This window comes from Rhizobium ecuadorense, assembly GCF_001187535.1.
Taxonomy (GTDB): Bacteria; Pseudomonadota; Alphaproteobacteria; order Rhizobiales; family Rhizobiaceae; genus Rhizobium; species Rhizobium ecuadorense.
In genome coordinates this window covers 1-265 of record NZ_LFIO01001682.1, presented here as the reverse complement: position 1 = coordinate 265, position 265 = coordinate 1, and the positions used below count along the sequence as shown (strand labels likewise).

The 265-nt window shown below is 62.6% G+C and carries 1 protein-coding gene; it reads right to left on the bottom strand.

Annotated features, from left to right (window positions below):
* A partial coding sequence (locus AF337_RS33000; RefSeq protein WP_425287910.1) for an ABC transporter permease subunit occupies positions 1-265 on the bottom strand: 265 nt, incomplete at both ends.

Below are 265 nucleotides of genomic sequence, written 5' to 3'. Positions count from 1 at the left end.
CTCCGGAAGAATGGTGAGAACGAGTGCGGCCGAGATGACGCCCGCCGTCGATCCGAGGCCGCCAAGGACGACGATGGCGAGGATCAGTGCGGATTCGAAGAAGGTGAAAGAGGTCGGGTTCACGAAACCCTGTTGTGCGGCGAAGAAGACACCGGCGAGGCCGCCCGTGGAGGCGCCGAGAATGAAGGCCGTGAGCTTTGTGAAGACGTGATTGACGCCGAGCGAACGGCAGGCGATCTCGTCTTCCCGCAGCGCTTCCCACATG